At 57.5% G+C, this 15,334-nt stretch carries 16 protein-coding genes, 1 tRNA gene and 1 riboswitch; of the genes, 11 read left to right on the top strand and 6 right to left on the bottom strand.

Features of this window, described 5'->3' with window-relative positions; translation table 11 throughout:
• Window positions 1–54: 54 nt before the first annotated feature.
• From AVO44_RS17155 to AVO44_RS17135, 5 genes are all read left to right on the top strand, one after another.
• The gene (locus AVO44_RS17155; protein ID WP_068339618.1) at window positions 55–921 is read left to right on the top strand and encodes a branched-chain amino acid aminotransferase; all 867 of its coding nucleotides are present in this window, start codon (window positions 55–57) and stop codon (window positions 919–921) included.
• A 127-nt stretch (window positions 922–1,048) separates the two neighbouring features.
• Window positions 1,049–1,999 (top strand): AraC family transcriptional regulator, encoded by a 951-nt coding sequence (locus AVO44_RS17150; RefSeq protein WP_068339615.1) that lies wholly within the window; start codon window positions 1,049–1,051, stop codon window positions 1,997–1,999.
• Window positions 2,000–2,108: 109 nt separating this feature from the next.
• Complete coding sequence (locus tag AVO44_RS17145) at window positions 2,109–2,474, top strand: SPW repeat domain-containing protein (protein WP_068339612.1); 366 nt, start codon at window positions 2,109–2,111, stop codon at window positions 2,472–2,474.
• A gap of 134 nt (window positions 2,475–2,608) precedes the next feature.
• Complete coding sequence (locus AVO44_RS17140) at window positions 2,609–4,177, top strand: alkaline phosphatase D family protein (RefSeq protein WP_068339609.1); 1,569 nt, start codon at window positions 2,609–2,611, stop codon at window positions 4,175–4,177.
• A gap of 207 nt (window positions 4,178–4,384) precedes the next feature.
• Window positions 4,385–4,582, top strand: a complete 198-nt coding sequence (locus AVO44_RS17135) for a hypothetical protein (protein WP_068339606.1) — start codon at window positions 4,385–4,387, stop codon at window positions 4,580–4,582.
• A gap of 246 nt (window positions 4,583–4,828) precedes the next feature.
• Here the strand turns inward: AVO44_RS17135 and AVO44_RS17130 are convergent, their stop codons facing one another.
• The 4 genes from AVO44_RS17130 to AVO44_RS17115 all read right to left on the bottom strand — a co-directional run bounded on the left by AVO44_RS17130 (window position 4,829) and on the right by AVO44_RS17115 (window position 8,100).
• On the bottom strand, window positions 4,829–5,764 hold the full coding sequence (locus AVO44_RS17130; protein ID WP_068339603.1) for a DMT family transporter: 936 nt from the start codon (window positions 5,762–5,764) through the stop codon (window positions 4,829–4,831).
• 52 nt (window positions 5,765–5,816) lie between these two features.
• Window positions 5,817–6,479: an HD domain-containing protein gene (locus tag AVO44_RS17125; protein WP_068339599.1), complete on the bottom strand. Its 663-nt coding sequence runs from the start codon at window positions 6,477–6,479 to the stop codon at window positions 5,817–5,819.
• Complete coding sequence (gene aroC, locus AVO44_RS17120) at window positions 6,463–7,563, bottom strand: chorismate synthase (RefSeq protein WP_068339596.1); 1,101 nt, start codon at window positions 7,561–7,563, stop codon at window positions 6,463–6,465. The genes AVO44_RS17125 and aroC overlap by 17 nt, the downstream gene beginning before the upstream one ends.
• Before the next feature lie 96 nt (window positions 7,564–7,659).
• Window positions 7,660–8,100, bottom strand: a complete 441-nt coding sequence (locus AVO44_RS17115) for a 6,7-dimethyl-8-ribityllumazine synthase (RefSeq protein ID WP_068339593.1) — start codon at window positions 8,098–8,100, stop codon at window positions 7,660–7,662.
• Between the two features lie 73 nt (window positions 8,101–8,173).
• Window positions 8,174–8,324: riboswitch (FMN riboswitch) on the bottom strand.
• Between the two features lie 109 nt (window positions 8,325–8,433).
• Between AVO44_RS17115 and AVO44_RS17110 the strand changes: the two genes are divergently transcribed.
• The 5 genes from AVO44_RS17110 (at window position 8,434) to AVO44_RS17090 (ending at window position 12,723) form a co-directional block, all read left to right on the top strand.
• On the top strand, window positions 8,434–9,042 hold the full coding sequence (locus tag AVO44_RS17110) for a glutathione S-transferase (RefSeq protein ID WP_068339590.1): 609 nt from the start codon (window positions 8,434–8,436) through the stop codon (window positions 9,040–9,042).
• Window positions 9,043–9,420: 378 nt separating this feature from the next.
• Window positions 9,421–10,005: a ubiquinol-cytochrome c reductase iron-sulfur subunit gene (gene petA, locus AVO44_RS17105; RefSeq protein ID WP_068339587.1), complete on the top strand. Its 585-nt coding sequence runs from the start codon at window positions 9,421–9,423 to the stop codon at window positions 10,003–10,005.
• Between the two features lie 14 nt (window positions 10,006–10,019).
• Complete coding sequence (gene petB / locus AVO44_RS17100) at window positions 10,020–11,363, top strand: cytochrome b (RefSeq protein WP_068339584.1); 1,344 nt, start codon at window positions 10,020–10,022, stop codon at window positions 11,361–11,363.
• 17 nt (window positions 11,364–11,380) lie between these two features.
• Window positions 11,381–12,166: a cytochrome c1 gene (locus AVO44_RS17095; protein ID WP_068339582.1), complete on the top strand. Its 786-nt coding sequence runs from the start codon at window positions 11,381–11,383 to the stop codon at window positions 12,164–12,166.
• Window positions 12,167–12,309: 143 nt separating this feature from the next.
• Entirely contained in the window at window positions 12,310–12,723 is a 414-nt protein-coding gene (locus tag AVO44_RS17090) for a nuclear transport factor 2 family protein (protein ID WP_068339579.1), read from the top strand.
• An 11-nt stretch (window positions 12,724–12,734) separates the two neighbouring features.
• Here AVO44_RS17090 and mtaB read toward each other — a convergent pair whose 3' ends face one another.
• Together mtaB and dapF are read right to left on the bottom strand one after the other, a co-directional pair.
• Window positions 12,735–13,991, bottom strand: coding sequence for a tRNA (N(6)-L-threonylcarbamoyladenosine(37)-C(2))-methylthiotransferase MtaB (gene mtaB, locus AVO44_RS17085; protein ID WP_068339574.1), 1,257 nt, complete (start codon window positions 13,989–13,991; stop codon window positions 12,735–12,737).
• Complete coding sequence (dapF, locus tag AVO44_RS17080; protein ID WP_068339945.1) at window positions 13,988–14,830, bottom strand: diaminopimelate epimerase; 843 nt, start codon at window positions 14,828–14,830, stop codon at window positions 13,988–13,990. The genes mtaB and dapF overlap by 4 nt, the downstream gene beginning before the upstream one ends.
• Before the next feature lie 209 nt (window positions 14,831–15,039).
• Here dapF and AVO44_RS17075 point away from each other — a divergent pair.
• Window positions 15,040–15,115, top strand: a tRNA-Lys gene (locus tag AVO44_RS17075).
• The last annotated feature ends 219 nt before the right edge of the window (window positions 15,116–15,334 follow it).

Below are 15,334 nucleotides of genomic sequence, written 5' to 3'. Positions count from 1 at the left end.
ACGTGTAAAATGGCGCAACAATCGATAAATTCAACCCGGTTCAGGAGGTTTCGGATGGCGGGGTATGATGATCGTGATGGCGTGATCTGGATGGATGGTAAGCTGGTGCCGTGGCGTGACGCCAATGTTCACATCCTGACCCACGCAATGCACTATGCATCCTCGGTTTTCGAGGGCGAGCGTGCGTATAACGGCAAGATCTTCAAAAGCCGTGAGCATTCCAAACGGCTGGTTGCGTCGGCCGAGGCACTGGACATGCCGATGCCCTACACGATTGACCAGATCGAAGCCGCCAAGAAAGAGGCTTTGGAAGCCAGTGGCTTGCAGGATGCGTATGTTCGCGCTCTGGTCTGGCGCGGATCGGGTGAGGATATGGGCGTGGCCTCGGCCCGTAACCCGGTGCATATGGCCATCGCGGTTTGGCCTTGGGGTGCCTATTACGGTGACGCCAAGATGCAGGGTGCCAGGCTTGACATCGCCGAATGGAAACGGCCCAGCCCCGAAACCATCCCGGTCCATGCCAAGGCGGCGGGTCTTTACATGATCTGCACCATCTCCAAACACAAGGCCGAGGCCAAAGGCTGCTCGGACGCTCTGTTTATGGATTACCGCGGCTATGTGGCCGAGGCGACAGGCGCCAACGTGTTTTTCGTCAAGGATGGTGAGGTTCACACACCCCTGGCGGATTGCTTCCTGAATGGTATCACGCGCCAGACAGTGATCCAGATGCTGAAAGACAAGGGCATCACCGTGATCGAGCGTCACATCCAACCCGAAGAGATGGCTGACTTTGAACAATGTTGGCTGACGGGCACTGCAGCCGAAGTCACGCCCGTTGGTCAGATTGGTGATTACACGTTCGAGGTGGGTGATATTACCCGCGAGATCGCCGCAGATTACGAGGCGCTGGTCCGCTCCTGACCCGCGTTATCGGCAATTTCCCAAAACCCCCGTTGTTCGCGGGGGTTTTTCTTTGCCAGCCGTTCAAGCTTTTGTGCAGATGGTTCAAACGGCTGGACGAATGGGCAGCCGCGTGTACGTTACTCTCATGTTGGACCTGCTTAGCGATATCCTGACTCGCCTGTCTTTGCGTGGGACGTTCTATTTTCGAACGTCCTTTACGCCGCCTTTTGGTATTCAGGTTCCGGCCTTTCAGAACGTAGCGCGTTTCCATTTCGTACAACGCGGTGAGCTGAAAGTTCATGTCTCTAACGCTGGGGAAACTCTGCGTCTGAAGCAAGGAGACCTAATACTGATCCCGCATGGATCGGCACATGCATTGCTGTGCAACGAGGTCACGCCGCTGGATGCTCTGCCGTTAGAGCAGGTTTTGGAAGATGCGGGCTACAAGGGTGACGGCGTCTTGATTCACGGTGGTGGGGACGAAGATCGGGATACGCAACTGATTTGCGGCCATTTCTCGTTCACCAGCCCGCCGGGCCGGCAAGGCACTGGTCATATGCTGATCGACCGCCTGCCGCCTTACATCTTGATCGAAAATTATGGTGAAGATGCAGGCATCTGGATCGAAGCCACCTTGCGGATGATCGGGTCGGAGATCAACGGCGCGCGGATCGGTGGCGACCTGATCGCGATGAAAATGTCCGAGGTGCTTTTCGCGCAAGCCATCCGCGCACATCTTGAGCGTCAATGCCCCAGTGATACTGCCCTTGCTGGTTTTGCCGATCCGAGGGTTTCACGTGCGCTGACAGCGTTTCACCAATCTCCGGCGCAAGAATGGAGCGTCGAATTGCTGGCGCGTGAGGCCGGCATGTCGCGTACCGCTTTCGCGCAGTTGTTTGCCGAGAAGATCGGAACCACGCCAATGCAATACCTGACGGACTGGCGGATGCAGATCGCCTGTCACGGGTTGACTGAAAATCGCTGGAACGTGGCTGATGCGGCGGCAGAGGTTGGCTATGCGTCCGAGGCCGCCTTTTCCCGCGTGTTCAAAAAACAGATCGGCCTGTCACCGGCAGCATACCGGTCAATGTACTGATCGGACTCAACTTTGAACGATCTGCAAGGTTTTCTGGACGCTCCAGACTTAAACGTACGGAACCCCTAACCTAGCTTGAAGCCATGCCAAGCAAGGAAAGGAAATCTTAATGTCCGTTCGTTTCGTTACCCGCACCATTCACGCCTATCTGGACTATCCAGTGGCCGTGGCGCTGATGGCGCTGCCTTTTGTTCTGGGTCTTGGGGACTCGAACCCGATGGCTTTCTGGTTGTCGGTTGTCACCGGTGTGGCGGCGTTTGTACTGACCGTTCTGACCGATCACCACTTGGGAATGTGGCGGGTGCTGCCCTATAAATTCCACCTGGCCGTTGATCTGCTGGTTGGGCTTACATTCTTGGCCGCACCCAGCCTGTTTGGGTTTTCGGGCATTGATGCGATATACTACTGGCTGAACGGCGCGGCGGTGGTCGCCGTTATCTCGCTCAGCGCGCCGGAACAAAGGGCAACTGCCTGAGCGATTTTTCCAAGCAGTATCACCTCACCGTCGTGATACTTTCATGATTATGAGCCGCCTGTTGTCTGACAGGCGGCTTACTGCCGCTCACCAATCGCGGGGCCTTGAAACGGTCGCCAGACAGGAGCGCAGTAATGAGCCGAATTCTCCGCCCCAACCGCCGTGCCGTTTTGACCGGCAGCGTTGCCTTTGCGGTGTCATTGTCGATACCTGCGATCAGTCGCGCCAGCGCGCGACCGGTGTTTACGCACGGCGTACAATCCGGAGATGTTGACACGACAACCGGCATGATCTGGACCCGAACCGACCGGCCTGCCCGCGTGATGATGGAGGTGTCGACCACCGAAAGCTTTGCCAATGCCCGCAAGCTGGCCCCAATAGATGCCATCCCAAACAGCGATTTTGCCGTCAAACGACTAATCGAAGGGCTGCCCTCGGGTCAGGATGTTTTCTACCGGTTCGTTGCAGCGGACCTGAGCGACATAAATGTTCTGTCAGAGCCTATTACAGGCCAATTCCGTACCGCGCCCACCAGCCGCAGAAACATCCGTTTCGTCTGGTCCGGCGACACGGCGGGTCAGGGCTGGGGCATTGATGACGATGGGATGCGCACCTACGCCACCATGTTGCAGCACAGGCCGGATTTCTTCATCCACTCCGGCGATACTGTCTATGCTGACAACCCTATGCAAGACGAGGTCGAGAAAGACGGGCAACTGATCTGGAGAAACACCACCCTGATCGACGAAAAACGCAAGGTCGCCGAGACGCTGCCCGAATTCCGTGCCCAGTGGAAATACAACATGATGGACCAGCATGTGCGGGCGATGAATGCCGTCTGCCCAACCTTTTTCCAGTGGGACGATCATGAGGTGGTCAACAATTGGTCCGACGCCAAGGATCTGACAGAGGATGAGCGATACACCGAGAAATCGATTCACGTGCTGCAATCTCGCGCAAGCCGGGCATTCCATGAAATGACACCCTTGCGGTTCACGCCAGCCGAACCGGGTCGGGTTTACCGCAAAATTTCGTACGGTCCGATGCTCGATGTGTTCTTTCTGGACCTGCGTAGCTATCGCGGGCCGAATGGGCCATCGATAGAAGCAGAGATTACGGATCAGTCCCGTATTCTTGGGGCGGAACAACTGGCTTGGTTGAAACGTGCGCTGGCTGCTTCGCAGGCAACCTGGAAGGTGATCGCGTCGGACATGCCGGTTGGGTTGATCGTTTGGGATCGTTGGAAAGGCCAAAAATGGGTTGAGGCGATATCGAACGGGGATAATGGTCCGCCGAAGGGGCGCGAGCTTGAGATCGCGGACCTGCTGCGGTTTATCAAGACTGAGAGTATCGTAAACACTGTCTGGGTCACAGCGGATGTTCACTATACCGCGGCGCACTACTACGACCCTAACAAAGCCCAATTTCAGGATTTTGAGCCTTTCTGGGAATTTGTCTCGGGCCCGCTGCACGCCGGGACATTTGGGCCTCGGGTGCTGGATGGAACCTTTGGGCCCGAAGCAAAATTTTTCAAAGCTCCGAGCAAAGAGCAGGGCCCTAATTTACCCCCAAGCGCCGGGCTGCAGTTTTTTGGCCTTGTCGATATCGACGGGGAGACGCAGCAGATGACGGTGCGTCTGATGGACCGCGCCGATACCGAACTGTGGTCCGTCACACTCGACCCGCAAGTGAGCGATCTGTGATCACGTAAAGCTCACGCATACGTTGCCATGGCGGGATTACTTTTCCTCTTGCTTTGTCCGACAAAAAAAATCAGATAATAGCCAGTGCCTGATGCAAAGCAACACGGCACAGAGTTTCGATGTGGTTTGCGTACTTAGCGCAAAACTTGGTGACAACGTTCCGCCGCCTTGTAAACGATCGCCGCTTGGCACGGTTAGAGTACTGACATGGACGAAAGACTGGACGAAATCTTGGCAATGTACGAAGCCGCAAGCGCTTGCGGATGCTGCTGTGATGACGACTTCTGCGCCTATGTCGAAAAGACGAAAACACGTGAAAAAACAGACGAGGCAGAACACCTGCCCGAAAGCGCTGCCAGTCGTCGCGGATCAGTTCGCCATCTATTCGAACACGCGTTCAGCTAACGGACCCAGTCAGGGGCCACTTGGGTTTAAATCCTGGAAATCTCCACCGCGCTTGGGGGCATCACGCCCCGTCAGGAAAACGCTGGTCTTGTCCGACCGTGCATTCAACGCGCCGATAACCTGATCGATATTCTTAGCGCACTGAAATATTGATTTTGCACAGTTTTAAACATCCTGCGCGTCGCTGGTGACAAACCCTGAACTTGTGCTGGTTACATTCCAGGGCATGTTCGGCAGGGCTAAGGATCATGCTTTGGGGTCGGTCACGGCGCGGACCTTGCCGCGTTCAAGCCCCAACTGATGTTCGCGCCAGATCACCACGATATTGCCCGCAATCACCAGCGCTGCACCGGCCAGCATGACCAGTGTTGGCAGTTCGCTGAACCAGACATAGCCGATCACGATGGCAAACAGCATCGAGGTATAGTCGTAGGGCGCCAGCATAGATGCCTGACCAAATCGATAGGACGATGTGACGAGGATTTGCGCCACTCCTCCGATCAGGCCGGCCAGAATTAGTATAGCGGCTTGGTCCCACGTCGGCAGCACCCAACCCCAGAACACGGTCAACCCCGACAGGATGGTCGCCGTCATCGAAAAATAGAATACGATCGCGGCGGGATGGTCGACCTGCACCAGTTGCCGGATATGAATTTGAACAAAGGCGCGGGCAACGGTCGCACCCAAAATACACAGGGCACCCAGTGTGGCTGCCGCTTGCATCGTTTCACCATCCAAACGGGGCCAGATCATGATCAGAACCCCAAGCAACCCGATTGAGACTGCGGCGATCCGAATTGCACGAATACTCTCACCCAGCATGATTGCAGCCAGGACAAGGGTAATAATCGGCGTTGCATAGCTAATGGCAGTGGCTTCCGGCAAGGGAATTAGACCTAAGCCGGTGAATGTCAGACCCATCGCCGTCGTCCCAAGAACACCGCGCCAGAAATGCCCCATCGGTTTGCGCACGACAAAACCTTGCGCCAATTCTCCGCGCGCGACCAGCCAGATCACGATGACTGGAATGGCAAACAGCGATCGGAAAAACACCATCTCACCCGGTGGGAAGTGATCGGACTGCGCCTTGATCAGCGCGGCCATGACGGTGAACAGAAACACCGCGCTCACCTTAAGAGCGACGGCCAGCAGAGGTCGATGCGATGTTAACGATTTCACCATGCGCGCGACCCTGCTCTTTTACGCAGGAAAGATCAACGGCAAGTCAACGAGTTCAGCGCGTGATCCAATCGGCGGGCAAGACGGTGCCAATTTCCTCGGAAAACTCTTCGAGAAAGCGGATCATGCGTTGAACACGCCTCTGAGCGATTGCGCGGCCACCGTCTGTCAGCATGTCGCCGGGCAGCGCCAACAGCTTTACCTTCCAATGGTCCAGAGAGTAGGTCAGGTCATCCAGGCCGCGATTCGCGGCAAACGGATCGGCCGGGTCGTACAACGCCCGTCCCAACGCGCCCGAGACGGAAAAGTTGCGCGCAATGCCAATCGCACCCAGCGCATCCAGCCTGTCCGCGTCGCGCAGGATACAGGCCTCAGGCGACAAAGGCATGATATTCGCCGAAAAACTATGCGCTTCGATCGCGTGCTGAATGGCGTGGATCTGATCTGCGCTATAGCCAAGTTTGCCCAATATAGGCTCTGATTCTGCAGCCGAGCGCCGTGAGGCCAGGTGCCGCTGGGGGTCATCCTTGGGTAGGTTCACCAGATCGTGCAGATAGCTGGCCGCCAGCAAAACCGGCAGATCGGTCTGCGCGTCTGCAATGGCCTGAGCGTTCACCCAAACCCTGTCCAAATGCGCCAGATCATGCGCTGGATCGGTCTCCATCCGCTGCGCGACCACGGCGCGCAGGCGCGAACGCAGATCAGCCGATCCGTCCACGGTTCTCTCCGATCTGGCCGCGATGCAGCAGCAGGTGGTCGAGGATTACGCAGGCCATCATCGCCTCACCTACCGGCACCGCACGGATGCCCACGCAGGGATCGTGGCGGCCCTTGGTGATGATTTCGGTTTCTTCCCCGGACTTGGTAATCGTCTTGCGGGTGGTCAGGATGGACGAGGTTGGTTTTACCGCGAACCGCACCACGATGTCCTGCCCGGTCGAAATCCCGCCCAGAATACCGCCGGAGTGGTTCGAGCTGTATTGCGGGCCGTCCTGACCCATGAAAATCTCGTCTGCGTTGGCTTCACCTGTCAGTTCGGCGGCGGCCATACCTTCGCCGATCTCAACACCTTTGACGGCGTTGATCGACATCATCGCTGCGGCCAGATCAGTGTCTAACTTGGCGTAAACGGGCGCTCCGATCCCGGCAGGTACACCGCGCGCGACCACTTCGATGACCGCGCCGACCGAGTTGCCGGATTTGCGCAGGTCGTCCAGATAGGTTGCCCAATCCGCGGCCGCCTGCGCATCAGGTGTCCAGAACGGGTTCTGTTCGATCTGGGACCAGTCGAAATTTGCCCGGTCGATCCTGTTTGGTCCGATTTGCGTCATATAGCCGGTGATTTGAAGGTTTGGCGCGATCTGTTTGATTGCCTCGCGTGCCAGCCCACCAGCAGCCACCCGCGACGCAGTCTCGCGGGCCGAACTGCGCCCGCCGCCGCGATAATCCCGGATGCCGTATTTCTGCCAATAGGTGATATCGGCATGGCCCGGTCGGAACTTGTCCATGATATCGCCGTAGTCTTTCGAGCGCTGATCGGTGTTCTCGATCATCAGCTGGACGGGTGTTCCGGTGGTCTGACCCTCAAACACGCCGGACAGGATTTTCACCTGATCGGGCTCTCGCCGCTGTGTGGTGAATTTGTTTTGTCCCGGTTTGCGTTTATCCAGCCAGTGTTGGATCATGCTTTCGTCAATTTCCACGCCCGGCGGGCAGCCGTCCACGGTGGCGCCCAAGGCGGGTCCGTGGCTTTCGCCCCAGGTGGTGACGCGGAAAAGATGTCCGAAACTGTTCATCGACATGGGGCATGCTCCTTTGCGCGTCGTGATTAGCGGGCAAGGCCCGCGGCCTCAAGGGGATTTGCGGTTGAGGCGTTACAGCCTCAACCTTTGGTCACGTCACGCGGCGACGGCCAACCCGGCGCGCGTCTTGGTGATTTGCAGAGCCGCTTGGGCCGCTTCGCGACCTTTTTGCACAAAGTGATCGCGGTAAATGGCGTCGTGGTGGTCGGTTTCCTGATACTGGTGCGGTGTCAAAGACACAGACAGCACCGGTATGCCGGTATCCAGTCCGGCCCGCATCAGGCCATCAACCACGGCCTGCGCCACAAAGTCGTGCCGGTAAATGCCGCCATCCACGACGAAAGCAGCACAGGCAATAGCGGCGTAGCGCCCGGTTTGGGCCAGATCACACGCCAGCAGGGGCATCTCGAACGCGCCGGGGACGTCGAACACATCGACTTGCCCGGCGGGGATGAGTTGCAGAAACCCATCGAGCGCGCGGTCGACAATATCAGAATGCCAGTTGGCTTTGACGAAGGCATAGCGGGTGTGTGTCATCATGATCTCCTTAGCAAAACAGACACGTCACCCAAGGCGATCACGAGCAGACACGCCGCATCAACGGCGCGTTGCACGTTCTCTTTCATCCGGACTTTAACCGTCGGCTCTGGCCTCTCACCAGATCTGCTGACACCCCGAACAGGTCCGAGGCCGCTCGCGGGCTTACGGATCATCGCCCGCATACCGCCGGTGGGGAATTCCGCCCCGCCCTGAGAACGCCGCGACTTTGCCAAGGTAGGTAGGCTTCTGCAAGAGGTATCACGGCGCGAAAATGGCGGGTTTCGTTTCAGCCACCGTGCTGTAAGGTCGGCCCATCCAAGGAGAGCGCGAATGAAACTCTATCACAGTCAGACGTCACCTTATGTGCGCAAGGTCATGGTGTTGTTGCACGAAACCAACCAGTTGCAAGATGTTGATCTGGAAACGGTTGCGGGAACGCCGCTCTCGCCCGCTGCGCCGCTGGAAGGCAAGAACCCGTTAACGAAAGTTCCAGCGTTGGAACGCCCGGACGGCCCAACCCTGTTTGACAGCCGCGTGATCTGCGCGTTCTTCGACGCGCGTGCCGAAGCGGGGTTTTATCCCGAAGGCGCGCGGCGTTGGGACGTTCTGACGCTTGAAGCATTGGCTGATGGCATTCTGGATGCTGCTTTGTTGATGACATACGAAGCCCGCTTGCGCCCTGAGGACAAGCAATGGGATGAGTGGGTCGAGGCGCAGTGGGTCAAGATTGAGCGCGCCTGTGCTGCGCTAAATCAGCGCTGGATGGCGCATTTGTCAGGTTCGCTGGATATGGGTCAGATCGCTGTGGCTTGTGCGCTGGGCTATCTGGACCTGCGTCATGATGCACGTGGTTGGCGCGGCGGCAATGATGCGCTGGCGGCTTGGTTTGCCGCATTCAGCGAACGACCCAGCATGGTCGCCACCCGTCCGCCAAGTTAGGCAACAAGCCGAAAGATTTCGTATGGCGGTTAAATGTGGCGATGCGTGAAACCGCGCCGCCGAGCGGCAGCTATTTCAAACCCAACACTCCACCTTGGCCGGCAGGTTCCGATTCAGGCGCTTGTGGCAACGAATTATTTCACCGAATCACATTGGCCAAAATCCGGTTGAACCCCGGATTTTTGCCCATAAACCGGGCCAGGCATTGAAAATTTTGCCCTCAATACTGAAATGAATGCCCAGATGCGGCGTAGTGCGCGCCTATGACCGCTGGACGAACCGATTTCTCCCGGCTAGATACGCGGCTTGAGACACCGCACTCGTGCGGTGCGCGAGCTATATGCCCGTGCTCGGGCGCTACAAATCGGAGAGAACCTCGTGTCCCACGCAGAAGACAACGAAGGCACCCGCAGAGATTTCCTCTACTACGTCGCTGGCGGCGCAGGTGTCGTTGCCACGGGTGCAGCCGTATGGCCCCTGATCAACCAAATGAATCCCTCGGCAGACGTTCAGGCGCTGTCCTCGATCCGCGTGGATGTCAGCGGCGTCGAACAGGGTACGCAGCTGACGGTGAAATGGTTGGGGAAACCTGTATTCATTCGTCACCGCACCGAAGCCGAAATCCAGGCGGCGCAAGAGCAAGACGCCGATGGTGTGGAGGCGATGCCTGACCCTCTGGCACGTAATGTGAACCTGCCCGCAGATGCACCCGCGACCGATGCGAACCGCGTGATGCCGTCGCCCGAAGGCGAAGCGCCTGGTGCGTGGCTGGTCCAGATGGGCGTCTGCACCCACCTTGGCTGCGTCCCACTTGGCGATGCCGGTGAATTTGGTGGCTGGTTTTGCCCCTGCCACGGATCGCACTACGATCTTGCCGGGCGGATCCGCAAAGGCCCCGCCCCTGAGAACCTGCCTGTTCCGCCTGCGGAATGGACTGACTCAACCACCATCAGACTCGGCTAAGGGAGACCCAACTCATGTCCGGAATTCCCCACGATCATTACGAGCCGAAGACAAACGGCGAAAAGTGGTTGCACAGCCGCTTGCCAATCGTCGGCCTTCTTTATGACACCCTGATGATTCCCACGCCCAAAAACCTGAACTGGATGTGGATCTGGGGCATCGTCCTAACATTCTGTCTGGCGTTGCAAATCATCACCGGTATCGTCCTGGTTATGCACTACACGCCGCATGTTGACTTGGCTTTTGCCAGCGTCGAACACATCATGCGAAACGTGAATGGCGGTTATATGATCCGCTATCTGCACCAAAACGGTGCGTCTCTTTTCTTTGTCGCAGTGTATATCCACATCTTCCGCGGCCTGTTCTACGGCTCATACAAAGCCCCGCGCGAGGTCACGTGGATTATCGGCATGCTGATCTACCTGATGATGATGGGCACCGCCTTCATGGGCTACGTACTGCCCTGGGGTCAGATGTCCTTCTGGGGTGCGACCGTGATCACCGGCCTGTTTGGCGCGATCCCGTTTGTTGGCGAAGCGATCCAGACCTGGCTGCTGGGCGGACCCGCCGTGGACAACGCGACGCTGAACCGCTTTTTCTCGCTGCACTACCTGCTGCCGTTCATCATTGCCGGACTGGTAATTGTGCATATTTGGGCCTTCCACACCACCGGCAATAACAACCCAACTGGTGTTGAAGTGCGTCGGACTTCCAAAGCAGAGGCCGAGAAAGACACGTTGCCGTTTTGGCCGTACTTCGTGATCAAGGACCTGTTTGCTCTTGCCGTAATCCTGGTCGTGTTCTGGGCCATTGTCGGCTTTATGCCGAACTATCTGGGCCACCCGGACAACTATATTGAGGCCAACCCGCTGGTTACGCCTGCACACATCGTGCCTGAATGGTACTTCCTGCCGTTCTACGCCATCCTTCGGGCCTTCACGTCCGAGGTTTGGGTCGTGCAGTTCGCCAGCTTCATCACCGGCGGTATCATCGACGCCAAGTTCTTTGGTGTTCTGGCGATGTTCGGTGCGATCCTGGCGATGGCTCTGGCACCCTGGCTGGACACATCGACAGTGCGTTCGGGCAAGTATCGTCCGATGTTCAAATGGTGGTTCTACCTGCTGGTCATCGACTTCTTTGCGCTAATGTGGCTGGGCGCCATGCCCGCGGAAGAACCTTATGCGACCTTCTCGCTCATCGCTTCGGCATACTGGTTCGCCTACTTCCTGGTGATCCTGCCGATCCTAGGCGTCATTGAGAAGCCGCTGCCGCAGCCCGAGACCATCGAAGAAGACTTCAACGCGCATTATGGCAAGGCAGATGCCGATGCCACACCCGCAGCGGCCCCGGCCGAATGACAAGAGGGACCGGAAACATGTTCAAGAAACTTGCAATCGGCGCCGCGTTTGCCATGGCCTTTACTCCTGCCGCGTCTTTCGCGGCAGGGGCCTACGACACCCATATCGAGGATTTCGATTTCTCGTTCGAAGGACCTTTCGGCACGTGGGATCAGAACCAGTTGCAGCGTGGCCTTCAGGTCTATACTGAGGTTTGCGCCGCCTGCCACGGCCTGAGATACGTTCCGCTGCGCGACCTTGAGGCGCTGGGATATTCGGAAGAAGAAGTGATCGCCTATTCGGCGGACAATTTCGAAGTGTTCGATCCCGAGCTGGACGATTTCCGCCCGGCGATCCCGACGGATCATTTCCCGGCCAACGATTCATTGGGTGCGCCTGACCTGAGCTTGATGGCCAAAGCCCGCGCTGGCTTCCATGGCCCTTATGGTCTGGGCATAAACCAGCTGCTCAAAGGCATGGGTGGCCCGGAATACATCGCCTCATTGCTGGATGGCTATACCGGCGAGGAAAAGGAAGAGGCAGGCACCATCCTGTACGAAAACAAAGCCTTCCCCGGTGGATGGATTTCGATGGCGCCGCCATTGGCTGAAGATCAGGTGGAATTCGCTGATGGTCATCCGGCAACCGTAGAAGCCATGTCCGAAGATATCGCTGCCTTCCTGATGTGGACAGCCGAGCCGAAGATGATGGAGCGTAAGTATTCGGGCTTTGTCGGCGTGATCTTCCTGTCGGTCCTGTCGGTGCTGCTGTATCTTGTAAACAAGCGCCTGTGGGCACCGCATAAAGGCAAAAAGATCAGCTGATCGGAAAGCCCGATAAATCCCAATTGGCCCGGTGCACAGCACCGGGCCTTTTTTGTTTCCCCGTTTCCCGGTGCTATACTTGCCCGGCCCTTTCGTATTTTGGGGCAAGCGCATTTCAGTTGTATTCATTGGGAGGATTGATCATGAGCACGCAAAGCAATGTTGAAACGATGCGGAAAGCCTTCACAGAATGGAATGACTGCAAGGCGTCGGATATCAGGATGTGGAAAAAATACACAACCACGGATCTGAGATTGCGCTCCTTGGGTCAGGGGCAAAACCGACTGGATTTCAGCCGCGCACGCGATGGTCAGACCCAGATGCTGGAATACCTTGCAGAGCTGACAACAGCATTTGAGATGCAGCACTGGACGCTAAAAGACACCATCGCACAGGATGACCGCGTCGTTGGTATCGACGTCTGCGCCTGGAGGCATAGAGGCACCGGCAAGACGGTAGAAACGCCTATCGTGATTATATGCAGGTTCCATGATGGTCGGATCTGCGAGTATGATGAATTCTACGATACGGCTGCGGTATCCGCCGCCATGACCTGAATAAGGCTGCTTCAGGCAATCAGCTGTGTTTTGGTTGAGCCCAGCACTTTGGCCGTCACGATCTGCCCCTCGTGCTGAGGCGATGCAAACGCCACTTCGGTGAACTGCTCAGTCCGGCCCATATGCGGGTTCTCCATCAGGATGTGATGGGTTTTCCCGATCTGAGCGGCCAGGTGTTTGGCAACCTGCGCCTCACCAGCTTTGCGCAGGCGGGCTGCCCGATCCTTGATAGTCTGGCCGTTGATCTGCTGCGGGATGCGGGCGGCCGGGGTGCCTTCACGCTTGGAGTAGGGGAAGACGTGCAACCAGGTCAGATCACATTCGGCAACCAGCTTTAACGAATTCTCGAAATGCGTCTCGGACTCGGTCGGAAAGCCCGCGATGATGTCGGCGCCAAAGGTCATCTCAGGGCGCAGCTTGCGCGCCTCTTCGGTGAAACGGATGGCGTCGTCGCGCAAATGGCGGCGTTTCATCCGCTTGAGGATCAAGTCGTCACCATGCTGCAGTGACAGGTGTAGATGCGGCATCAGGCGCGGCTCGGTCGCGATGGCCTGCATCAGGTTATCATCCACCTCGATCGAGTCGATCGAACTGATCCGCAGGCGAGGCAGATCGGGTACAAGCCTGAGAATCCGCATTACCAGATCGCCTAGCTTGGGCTGCGCGGGCAGGTCAGCACCCCATGAGGTCAGGTCTACGCCGGTCAGCACGACCTCGTTGTACCCCTTGTCCACCAACCGTTTGATTTGGTCCACCACCACGCCCGCAGGGACGCTGCGCGAGTTACCACGGCCATAAGGGATGATACAGAAGGTGCAGCGGTGATCACATCCATTCTGGACCTGCACATAGGCCCGGGACCGCGTTCCAAACCCGTCAATCAGATGACCGGCAGTTTCAGTGACCGACATGATGTCATCGACCTGCACGGCCTCAGTCTCGCCAATGAAATCCGCAGCCATGCCTTTCCAGGTGTCAGGCTGCATCTTTTCGGTATTGCCGATGACAGCGTCGACCTCTGTCATCGCTGAAAACGTCTCAGGCTCGGTCTGTGCGGCACAGCCGGTAACGATCAGCCGGGCATCGGGGTTTTCGCGGCGCAGTTTGCGGATTTCTTGCCGGGCCTTCCGCACCGCCTCGGCGGTTACTGCGCAGGTGTTCACCACAACCGCGTTGGACAGACCCGCTTGCTGCGACAACTCTTTCATCGCCTCAGTTTCATAGGCGTTCAGACGGCAGCCCAGAGTGGTGAATTTCGGGGCACTCATCCCAGTGTCCTCAGAAACTCGGGTGTCAGCGTACCCGAGAAGACATGGCAGGTAGGCCCGGTCATCCAAACGCCATCGTCGCGCCAGTCGACCCAGATGGTGCCGCCGTCCAGATCAATCTGCACCTTGCGCCCGGTCAGACCACGCCGAGCGGCAGCAACTGCCGTCGCGCAGGACGATGACCCAGAGGCCAGCGTAATCCCGACGCCACGTTCCCATACGCGCATGCGGATGTGATCCGGCCCGACGATCTGCGCCACCTGAACATTAGTACGTTCTGGGTAAAGCGGGTGATGCTCATACCGCGACCCAAACTCAGCCAAGGGGATCGCCTCGGCATCTTCCACAAAGAAAGTGCAGTGGGGGTTGCCCATCCCAGAGGCAGTTGGCGCGCCTTCAATCGGCAGTTCCAGCGTATCGGTCTCTTCAGCCAGGGGAATTTCGTGCCAGTCCACTTGCGGCTGCCCCATGTTGACCGAGGTCAGACCATCACCCGCATCGCGTGCATGAAGCGTGCCGCGCTCGGTGGTCAGGGTTAGTTCGGACCGGCCTGTTTCCTCCATCAGGAAGCGGGCGATACAGCGGGTCGCATTCCCGCAAGCGGCCGAGGTGGACCCATCTGCATTGAAAAACACCAAATGCGCATCCGCAACGCCGTTTTCGATTACGGCCAGCTGATCGAAGCCAACGCCAAAATGCCGGTGCCCGACCGCCTGAGCGATTGCGGGCGTGATCTCAACCGTTTGCGCACGCGCATCCACGACAACAAAGTCGTTGCCCAGCCCGTGCATTTTCATGAAGGGCAAACCAGAGGTGAATATTCCTTGCATGGCGCGCATATAACCTTGCGCCAGAAAGGAATCCACCCTGCGGTGAAGATTCCTGAAAAAAGGGGTTGACCCCCCCGCGCCACCTGCCTAATTAGGCCGCCTATCGGGACGCCGGATACACGCTGTGTAACGGCAAAACGATGCGCAAATTTAGGGCTTGAACCCAGTTGGCAAATTGTCCTAGTGAGCGCGCAAGATCGAAAGATCAAACATAGAGTGGGCCGTTAGCTCAGTTGGTAGAGCAACTGACTTTTAATCAGTGGGTCGCAGGTTCGAATCCTGCACGGCTCACCACTGTTTTCAAAGACTTACGAGACGATCTCGCGCCTGATACTCAAGTCGGGTAAGCGTAGGGTAAGCGGGTGCGCCCGTTTTTTCCTTTACATTCGCCCGAGGGTTGCATGACTCTGCAGACAAGGGAGGAACTGATGGGACACATCAGGCTTGGCACATTGCCTCGGTCCAGGAAGTGGCGCGAGGTCGTTAATCTGATCGCAACCGATGCGTCAGTCG

The sequence above is a fragment of the Ruegeria profundi genome, from assembly GCF_001507545.1.
In the GTDB taxonomy this organism is placed as follows: domain Bacteria; phylum Pseudomonadota; class Alphaproteobacteria; order Rhodobacterales; family Rhodobacteraceae; genus Ruegeria; species Ruegeria profundi.
Note: the sequence above shows the minus strand (reverse complement) of the source record. Positions and strands in the feature narration are given on the sequence as shown.